General features: G+C 53.9%; 3 protein-coding genes and 3 pseudogenes. 4 read left to right on the forward strand and 2 right to left on the reverse strand.

What is annotated here, in order from left to right; all coding sequences use genetic code 11:
- The 4 genes and pseudogenes from AC2215_RS00200 to AC2215_RS00215 all read left to right on the forward strand — a co-directional run.
- The coding region (locus AC2215_RS00200; RefSeq protein ID WP_486807927.1) for a pentapeptide repeat-containing protein at positions 1-1,534 on the forward strand (1,534 nt) is incomplete at its 5' end.
- Between the two features lie 342 nt (positions 1,535-1,876).
- Positions 1,877-2,068, forward strand: a pseudogene (locus tag AC2215_RS00205) (pentapeptide repeat-containing protein); the annotation flags it as partial.
- Positions 2,069-2,077: 9 nt separating this feature from the next.
- Positions 2,078-2,173 (forward strand): annotated as a pseudogene (locus AC2215_RS00210) (pentapeptide repeat-containing protein); the annotation flags it as partial.
- Between the two features lie 24 nt (positions 2,174-2,197).
- Positions 2,198-3,520: pseudogene (locus AC2215_RS00215) on the forward strand (pentapeptide repeat-containing protein); the annotation flags it as partial.
- Positions 3,521-3,672: 152 nt separating this feature from the next.
- Here AC2215_RS00215 and AC2215_RS00220 read toward each other — a convergent pair.
- Positions 3,673-9,207, reverse strand: coding sequence for an nSTAND1 domain-containing NTPase (locus AC2215_RS00220; RefSeq protein WP_486807928.1), 5,535 nt, complete (start codon positions 9,205-9,207; stop codon positions 3,673-3,675).
- 192 nt (positions 9,208-9,399) lie between these two features.
- Complete coding sequence (locus tag AC2215_RS00225) at positions 9,400-9,531, reverse strand: Fe-Mn family superoxide dismutase (protein ID WP_486807929.1); 132 nt, start codon at positions 9,529-9,531, stop codon at positions 9,400-9,402.
- Positions 9,532-9,542 lie beyond the last annotated feature (11 nt).

Raw genomic sequence — 9,542 nt, forward strand, 5'->3', positions numbered from 1 at the left:
TGCCGACCTCAGAGGAGCCAACCTGGGTCTCGCCGACCTGAGTGGTGCCTACCTGGGTGAAGCCCACCTGAGTAGAGCCGACCTGAGTGGTGCCTACCTGGGTGAAACCCACCTGGGTAATGCCGACCTGAGTGATGCCCACCTGAGAGGAGCCAACCTCAGAGGAGCCAACCTGATACAAGCTAACCTGAGTAGAGCCGACCTGAGTGAAGCCCACCTGGGAGGAGCCAACCTGGGTTTGGCTGACCTGAGTGGTGCCGACCTGAGTAGAGCCCACCTGATAGAAGTCCGCCTGGGGGGAGCGAAGCTGATCGGAGCCGACCTGATACAAGCCCGCCTGGGTGGAGCCAACCTGAGTGGAGCCGATCTGAGTCTGGCTGACTTGAGTCTGGCTGACTTGAGTCTGGCTGACCTGAGAGGAGCCGACCTGATACAAGGCAACCTGGGTGGAGCGAAGCTGATAGAGGCTAACCTCAGCGAAGCCGACCTGGGTGGAGCGAAGCTGATCGGAGCTAACCTGAGTGAAGCCGACCTGATAGAAGCCCGTCTGGGTGAAGCCGACCTGAGTAGAGCCGACCTCACAAGGACAAATCTATTCGCGGCCAGGGTACTCAATGCGAATTTCAACAAAGTAACTCTCACAGGAGCCTGCATTGCCGATTGGCAGCTCGGAAGTTCGACAAGGCTTGCGAATATTCGGTGCGACTATATCTTCCGAACTTTCAACCCCAAGACAAAGAAGTTTGCCGGTCGATTGCCTGTAGACCCGAGGAGCACCTTTACTCCTGGAGAGTTCGAGCAGTGGGTTAAGGTCCGGGAAAGTTCCTTGGAAACTATCGATATGACTTTCACGGAGGGAATTGATTGGCAAGCGTTCTTCAATTCCTTTCAGGAAGTACGGCAGCAGCATCCGAATTCTGGCGTTTCGATGCAATCGATCGAGGAAAAAGACGGAACTTACGTCGTCCGCTTGAGGCTCGACACGGAAGCAACGGGCGAAGACCTGGAGAAACTCCGGGCTGAAGTCGAAACGAAGACAAAAGCGTTATACGAACTCCAGAGGCAATTCAATAAATCCCGTGGTGAAATTCAGGCATTGGAACGATCGCTCGATAAAGCACTAGAGAAATTGGCGATGACCAACAACCATACCGAAAACAAAACTTTCAACCCACAAAGGGCTAACATTCCCGGAGGTCTCGCGGGCAAAAATTACGGCAAAATGGTGGCAACCCACCACAACTACGCCCCAGAGCAAAAGCAACATATCGCCGAAGCTGCAGCAGAAATCCGAGGGATTCTAGAAGAACTGGAGCAGTCTTACCCGACAAACACCACGGCGGAAAAAATGACTGTTGCGGCAAAGGCGATCGAGCGCATCGAAGGCGATCCCACCTTCAAGCAGCGGGTGACGAACGCGGTGAAAGAGGGCGGTTTGAAAGCTTTTGAGAGAGCGATCGACAATCCCTTCGGTGCGTTTGTGGCTGGGGCGGTTGAGAGCTGGCAGGATGCTGAAGCCGAGCAAACGGGCTGAACCCGTGCAAGAACGATCGCTGGGGATTCGATCGATTTTGGTTTGCGATTCGACTATGAGTATTCGATCGTGGTGTCGGAGGATTTGCGGAAAGACTCGCCCCATGCCAAACCGATGCCAGAATTTCGGGGGGAGCGGATTCGATTGCCGTCCCAGGAGCGGTACTAGCCCCGATTGGATGCGCTGCGGTGGCATCGGGAGGTGTTTTTGGAGGGGGTGGGGTAGGGGGAATTAAAAATGCAAAATTAAAAATGCAAAATTTCCAAGACAGATTTTTAAGATAAGGGAAAGTGAGGGGAGCAAAACCTCTGAAATTTGGTTGGCACTTGACGTGGAGCGGTTATGGCGGATGAAGAACATTTGGCAATTCTGAAACAGGGGGTAGAGACTTGGAACCAGTGGCGGGAAGAACATAATACAGTCAGAGCCGACCTGAGAGGAGCCGACCTGAGAGGAGCCAACCTGAGAGGAGCCTCCCTGAGTCTAGCCAACCTGAGAGGAGCCAACCTGAGTCGGGCCTCCCTGAGTCTAGCCAACCTGAGAGGAGCCAACCTGAGTCGGGCCTCCCTGAGTCTAGCCAACCTGAGAGAAGCCGACCTGATTGGAGCCGAGCTGAGTCGAGCCAACCTGAGAGAAGCCAACCTGAGTGATGCCGAGCTGAGTCGAGCCAACCTGAGAGAAGCCAACCTGAGTGATGCCGAGCTGAGTCGAGCCAACCTGATTGGAGCCGACCTGATTGGAGCCGACCTGATTGGAGCCGACCTGATTGGAGCCGACCTGATTGGAGCCGACCTGATTGAAGCCGACCTGAGCGATGCCGACCTGAGAAGAGCTGATCTGAGAGGAGCCGACTTGAGAGAAGCCTACCTGAGAGGAGCCGACTTGAGAGGAGCCTACCTGAGAAGAGCTGATCTGAGAGAAGCCGACCTGAGAGAAGCCTACCTGAGAGGAGCCGACCTGAGTGATGCCTACCTGATTGGAGCCGACCTGAGTGATGCCTACCTGATTGGAGCCGACCTGAGTGATGCCTACCTGACCGGGACAAATCTCTATGCAGCAAGGGTACTCAATGCTAATTTCAGCGGAGCAACTCTCACGGGAGCCTGCATTGCCGATTGGCAGATGGGAAGTTCAACAACACTCAAAAATATTCGATGCGATTACATCTTCCGAACTTTCGACCGTGAGACACATAAGTTTTCCGGGCGATTGCCTGTAGACCCGAGCGGCACTTTTGCTCCTGGAGAGTTCGATGAGTGGGTGAAGGTCAGGGAAAGTTCCTTGGAAACCATCGATATTACTTTCACTGAGGGGATTGATTGGCAAGCGTTCTTCAATTCCCTTGAGGAAGTACGGCAGCAGTATCCGAATTCTGGCGTTTCGATGCAATCGATCGAGGAAAAGGGCGGAACTTATGTCGTCCGCTTGAGGCTCGATACGGAAGCAACGGGCGAAGACCTAGAGAAACTCAGGGCTGAAGTCGAAACAAAGACAAAAGCGCTATACGAGAGCGAAAGGCGATTTATTGAATCCTGTGGTGAAATTAAGGCATTGGAACGATCGCTCGATAAAACATTGGAGAAATTGGCTATGGCCAACAACCACACCGAGAACACCACCTTCAACCAACAAGGGGCTAACATTCCCGGAGGTGTCGCGGGCAAAAATTACGGCAAAATGGTGGCAACCCAGCACAACTACGCCCCCGAGCAAAAGCAAAATCTCGCTGAAGCGGCAGCGGAAATCCGAGGGATTCTAGAAGAGCTGGAGCAGTCTTACCCCACAAACACCACGGCGGAAAAAATGACCGTTGCGGCAAAGGCGATCGAGCGCATCGAACGCGACCCCACCTTCAAGCAGCGGGTGACGAACGCGGTGAAAGAAGGCGGTTTGAAAGCTTTTGAAAGAGCGATCGACAATCCCTTCGGTGCGTTTGTCGCTGGGGCGGTTGAGGGCTGGCAGGATGCTGAAGCCGAGCAGACATGAGAACCTTTTCAAATACGATCGCCTTTTTCTTTCGAGAGAGGGCGATCTCAACCCAGGATAATTAACCCAAATACCGCGACTTCGCGCATCGTCTTCCTCCCCTGCCTCCGAAGCCTCCGAAGCCCCCGAAGCTCCCGAAGCCACCCCACACCCTACCGAAAATTTTCCACCCGATCGAGTTCCTCCGCCGTCAAAGGATTGTTCCCCGCTTTCAAAGATGCAATCCAGGCTTCCAGGCGCACGATATCCCCGGTAAAAACACCCCCTTCGTAATCTTGCCGTTCCATCCATTCGATCGCCCCTTGAAAATCTTCGATCGCCCCAGCCGAATTCCCCGTCAACCCTCGGGCGATGCCGCGACTCCAGCGAATTAGACCATCTTCGGGGTTGAGTGCAACAGCGCGATCGCAGGCTTCGAGAACCGTCCCAGCGCGATCGTTGAGGCTACCGTACCAACACAACTCATCCCAACTCTCGGCAGAAATCTCTAAGGTGGGATCGAGGGTTTGGGCTTCCTCGTACTTGGCAATCGCCGCATCGATCCGACCGTTCATTGCCAGTTCTTCCCCTTCAACCACCATCGCGGGGGCTGCTGCCGCTTTCGGATCGATTTCTAACTCCCGATTCCAGGTCTTCGCCTGTTGGAACGCCGCCATCGCCTGCTGCAAATCGCCGTTCCGGGCTTTGGATTTCCCCTCTCGCACCCAGGAATCCGCCGCATCGGCCAGCAGCATATCCGTTTGGCAGATTTCCAACTCCGCTAAATCCTCGGGATGGGTGGCTAAATAATCCTCCAGCCACCGACAACCCCGCGCGAGGAGATCGTCGAGATCCAAGTTCCAAAAAATGACCTGACCTGCTTTGCCCAGGGTTACCAGGGTTTTACCATTGGGGTGAAAAGAGACCTGGGTGACCTCATCTCCATGACCGGTGAGGGTTTCGATCGGCGGCCCCTGGAGGTTCCACAATTTCACGGTATTGTCCCGACTGGCCGTCGCAATGGTATTACCACTGGGACTCACCGCCACGCTGGTGACTTCATTCCCGTGACCGATAAAGGTTTCGAGCAGTTCTCCCTCAATATCCCATAGCTTGGCGGTACTGTCGGTACTGGCGGTGGCGATCGAGTTGCCGTCGGGTCCGAAATGGATGTGGGTGATGCGATCGCGATGTCCGATGAGGGTTTCCCCGGCTTCGAGTTCCGCTTCCCCCAAATGCCACAGTTGCACGGTATGATTCGGACCGGGAAGGGCGAGGGTGCCTCTGTCGGGACTCAACGCCACTTTATCGAGATGGGTGAAATCCCCACTCACCGGTTGCCTCGCCACCACAGTACCATCGGGTTTCCTGAGGGCGATCGTATTTTTCGCCTCGGTTTCATCCCAACCGATGGTAATCAGATTGCCATTGGCCGCAAACCCAATGCGATCGACCCACATCTGCAAATCCATCGAATCGAAAGGACTCTCGACGGGTTCGCCGTCCCGACTCCAGAGTCGAATTCGGCTGTCATCATCCACCGTCACTAAGATGCCATCGGGACTCACATCGAAATCTTTGACCCCCACCTCCCCATTCTCTAGGGTCTTTAACCGTCCCCGATACCGATGCCAGAGTTGAAGCTGGCGATCGTCTCCCACCAGGGCAACGATCGTCCCATCCCGGCGCAGGTGAAGGCGATAGATGGGGGCATCTGTGGATTCGAGGGTATCGAGGAAACCGCGATCGAGTTTCTCCAAATCCACCAACTGAATCGTCCCATCGTAATTGGCGACGGCGACGGTTTCGCCGTTGGGACTAATGTATCCCTTCAACACCCCCGATCCCTGAGCGCGCAGGTTATGCTGTTCTTCCCCCTGCCGGTTCCAAAGTTTGACCCCATCGGCAAGACCAGTAGTGGCAATGGTTTGACTGTCGCTGCTGAAGTTAAGATGGGTCACCTCCTGTCGATCGCCCACCACAGAGGCAATGAGTTTCCCGTCTCGGTTCAACAGTTCCACGGTACCGTTCCAACTGGTCGCGGCGAGGAGGCTGCTATCGGGACTGAAGCGGAGAATATTGACCCCGAAGAAGCCCTCAGTGGTGTTTTGGGAAATCTGGCGCGTGGCGATCGCCTCTCCATTGGCGTTCCACAGCTTCACCATCCCATCCCAACTGCCGGTGGCGATCGTATTGCCGTCGGGGCTGAATTGAACCGTCGTTACCGGATTCTGGTGGGCCTTGAACTGTTTGCGTAAGGTACCGTCCCGGTTTCTCAGTTCCACGGTTCCATCTTCGTTGCCCGTGGCAAAGGTCTGGCCGTCGGGGGCAAAAGTGGCGCTGTTGGTGCGTTTCTCGTATTCGATCGCTTTTTGAAAACTCCCCCGACCATCGGGGGTTTTTTGCCACAGTTCCACGAAACCATCGGCGCGCAAAATCCCCAAGGTTTGCCCGTCGGGACTCAATAAAAGCTGGTGAAGGCGTTCCCCGTAACCTTCGAGGGTTTGCAGTTTTTCTCCCCCCAGAGACCAAAATTCGATCGTCCCGTTTTCCCGCATCAGGATGAGGGTGTTGCCGTCGGGACTCAAACGAACGGCGTTGACCCCCACCCGGCCCACCGGTAAGGTTTGCAACACCTGACCTTGCCAATCCCAAAGTCGCACCCCTTCCAAACTGCTAAAAGCCACGATCGTCTGACCGTCGGGGCTGAAATTAACGCTATCCAACCCCCCGCGCGCGTCGAGATGGTTGCGCGTCGCCGTCCCGTAGACGATTTCCCGCAGAACCGTTACCGCCTGCATTCGGGTTTTGGGATCGATCCCGCCCCAAATATTTCGGGCGAGATTGGGTTGCAGGTTTTCTTGGAGTTCCTGACCGAATTTCATCGCTTCGACGAGGGCGTCGAGTTCGCGGGTGGCAAATAGGGCTTCGGCATTGGCGCTGTTTTCTCGAAACTCGGCAATTTGTTTTTGGGTTTCCGCCTGCCGCCACAGGGCCAGGGACATCCCCGTCAAGGCGATAAATACCACCAGGGTGCTTTGCAACCACCGATTGAGTTTTTGCTGGCTGCGTTCTTTCTCGGCATTGGCGCGATCGAGTTCTTCTTGAAGTTGCGATAGTTGCGTGCCTTGATTTTGGCGAATGAATTTCGCTAAATAATCGTGAACGAGTTGATAGCGATCTTCGGGAATTTCCGGGAGGACGAAAACTAAGCCGGATTCGGAAAAAATGGTGAGGACTAAATCGAGATCGGAAACCTCGAAATTGCCGTTGGCGATGAGGGAACTTCTGACGAGTTCGGTGCGGGTTTTTAGGGGACGGGTGTTATTTTCATCGGTGAGTAAATAGAGAACTAAGCGGGCGAGTTTTTCGTTGCGATCGCCGCAGTCTTGAATCACTTCTTCGAGATAGCATTCGACGAGTTTATCTTTCCCCCCTAATGCTTGATATTGTTCTAGGTTGGTAATACCATCCGCTTGTAACTGCGCCCCGACAATTTGCAATTCCACCGGTCGCACTTCCCCGGTTTCTCGGGCGAGTTCGTCCACAAACGCATCGATGAGATCGACCTCGAGTTTGAATTGGGCATTTTCCGTTAAACTGCGAACGATTTCTTTGGCATCTTCGGGGGAAAAGTTGCCTAAATAATAGAGAATATTGCGGCTGAGAATATCGTTATTAATTACTGCCATACTCGGCAATCGATTGGCGATCGCCAAATAATGAAGGTAGTCTTCTCGCAGGGAAATCACCGCTTTGACGAAGGGCACGTCGAGGGCGCGACCGAGAAAGTTTAAAAAGGCTTTTTTCTCTTTTAAATTTTGACAGATAAAGAAAAATTCTTCAAATTGGTCGAAGATTAAAACCGTGAGTAAGTTAGACGTCTCGTTGCGCTTTAATTGTGCTATAATTCTTTCAACAGAATCAATTCCATCTGGACATTGAACCTGTAAAAAATCGAGAGAACTTTTCAGCCGATTTCCGATTTCCCGTTCCCAGTTGGTATAGACTCGCAACGGCACGATCGCCACATCGCGAGTGGAAAAGGTTTCCGGTTGCAACGCCGGAATTAATCCAGCTTGAATCAGGGAACTTTTACCCACCCCCGACTGACCGTAAACGATCGTCAATTTATGTTGGGTACTGCCAATGCGCGCCATCAATTGTTTGACATCTTTCTCGCGGCCGGAGGAGAGAATTTCCTGGGGAATGGTATCGGGCGCAACGGAGCGATCGAGGGGAGATTTCGACTGTTTGCGGGGGCGCAAATAGCTAGCACCGATGAATGCCCGAAAGCCAAATTGTCGCTCGACGGAACGGCGATCTTGCCGCACTTGAAACGCGCTAACGTAGTCTTGGAGATCGTAGTAGTAGAGCGATCGCAACTCGTTGAGAATTTCGATATACAACCAAGGATCGCGATCGGGTTCCGTTTCCCGCGCCCGTTCCAAACTCGCCAACGCCCCATCGAGTTGCTTTAACTTTCGTTGGGCGCGCCCCAGCAACAACTCGTAGAACCCTTTGTGCTGCCATTCGCTTATCGGTAGCGTCTCGAGAACGTTCAGTGCCTCGATGGCGAATTCTCGCGCTTCCGTCCAATTTTTCCGTTGCAGCGCCACTTGCGCCAAAAACCCGTAATCCCCCGCCAACTGGGCTGGCGTACCGTAGGTTTGATGGAGTCGTTCGGACTTTTTCGCCAACGCCGACAAGGCATCCCAGTCTTCGAGTTGTCCCAGGGTTTTGCCCAAATGGGGGATAAATTTCGCCGCTATATCCGATCGACGCGCATCCTCGAATGCCTGAATGCCCGTCTCGAAGTGCGATCGTGCCGCTTGCCAGTGCCGGTTTGCCTCCAAGCGATTCAATTGCCCGCGCCGGGAGTGACACAACCCCATATCGAACAGCAGCGCCCCAATTTTGAGACCCAACTCCTCGCGAATTTTGGAGGCAAGATGGGGAGATTCGATCGCGCTTTGCCAATAGTCCAGGCTTTGGCGATACAAATCCAGCGCCTCATCCATGTTGTCATCGAGGTAGGCATCTCGCCCCAGGGCAAACTGGTAGGTGGCGTGGAGTTCCGGAGGCAGCGACAGATCGTATTCTTGCAAATCCCGCAACGCGGCGTTCAACTCCGAGGCGTATTCCGGGCCGAAAATAGTTGGGTTGGAGGGAAATCGATCGGCCCCGGTGGCGAGAACGACGGAAAAAAGGCGATCGCTGGCTTTGCGAATTTCAAAGACCAAATTTCCTGGGGCGATGGAAAATTCGGCAGAGGTGCAGAAATCGGCAAAATCCGGGGCGAGGCGAATCAGTTTGGCCACCACATCATCGTTCACCCACAGGACTAAGGGATAAGGACATTGCGCCTGAAACTCGTTCCGCATCCAGTTGGCGAGGGCTAAAAAGCGATCGATATTCCGTACCGACTCCAAGCCAAACACCATCACCGCTTCGGGTTTATCGTCACCAATTTCCGATCGGAGAACGGAAAACAGTTTCGTCGCCGAGGGATGGAGAAACACCGTGCGAATATCGGCATCGCAGCGTCGCCGCAACTGCACCACTAGGTACTCGCGCAACGCACGATAGTTGCAGTGGGCCAGCATCGGCTTGAACAAACCCTGGGAAGCATCGATTTCCCACAGCAGTTCCTCGAGGGCGTTTTCGTTTTCAGCGTCAATTCGATCGCTGGTGGGCAAATCTGTCATTTTTTAGGGACGGCACTCTCTAATTGAGATGATAAACCCGAAATGGGAAAGCTCTCCAGATGAGCCTCGATCGCTCTCATTGCTCTGAGTCCGGTGAAGAGGGCAAAGCATTTGGATTTGTTCAGTTTCGCGATTACCCAGAATTTATCGCCCAAATGCTTGTGCCCCTACATTGTCTCCCCCCTCTCCCAATTACGCGAGTGCGGCTTGGTAGCGTCGCTCGACCTCATCCCAATTGACCACGTTCCACCACTGCTTGAGGTACTCGCCGCGAGCATTGCGGTAATTGAGATAGTAGGCATGTTCCCAGACATCGTTCCCCATAATCGGAGACA

This window comes from Zarconia sp. (assembly GCF_057467645.1).

What these genes read in the sequence shown, in the direction of transcription:
- AC2215_RS00225 (WP_486807929.1), bottom strand. Translation starts at nt 9,531, where the DNA reads ATGGGGAACGATGTCTGGGAACATGCCTACTATCTCAATTACCGCAAT.
- AC2215_RS00220 (WP_486807928.1), bottom strand. Translation starts at nt 9,207, where the DNA reads ATGACAGATTTGCCCACCAGCGATCGAATTGACGCTGAAAACGAAAAC.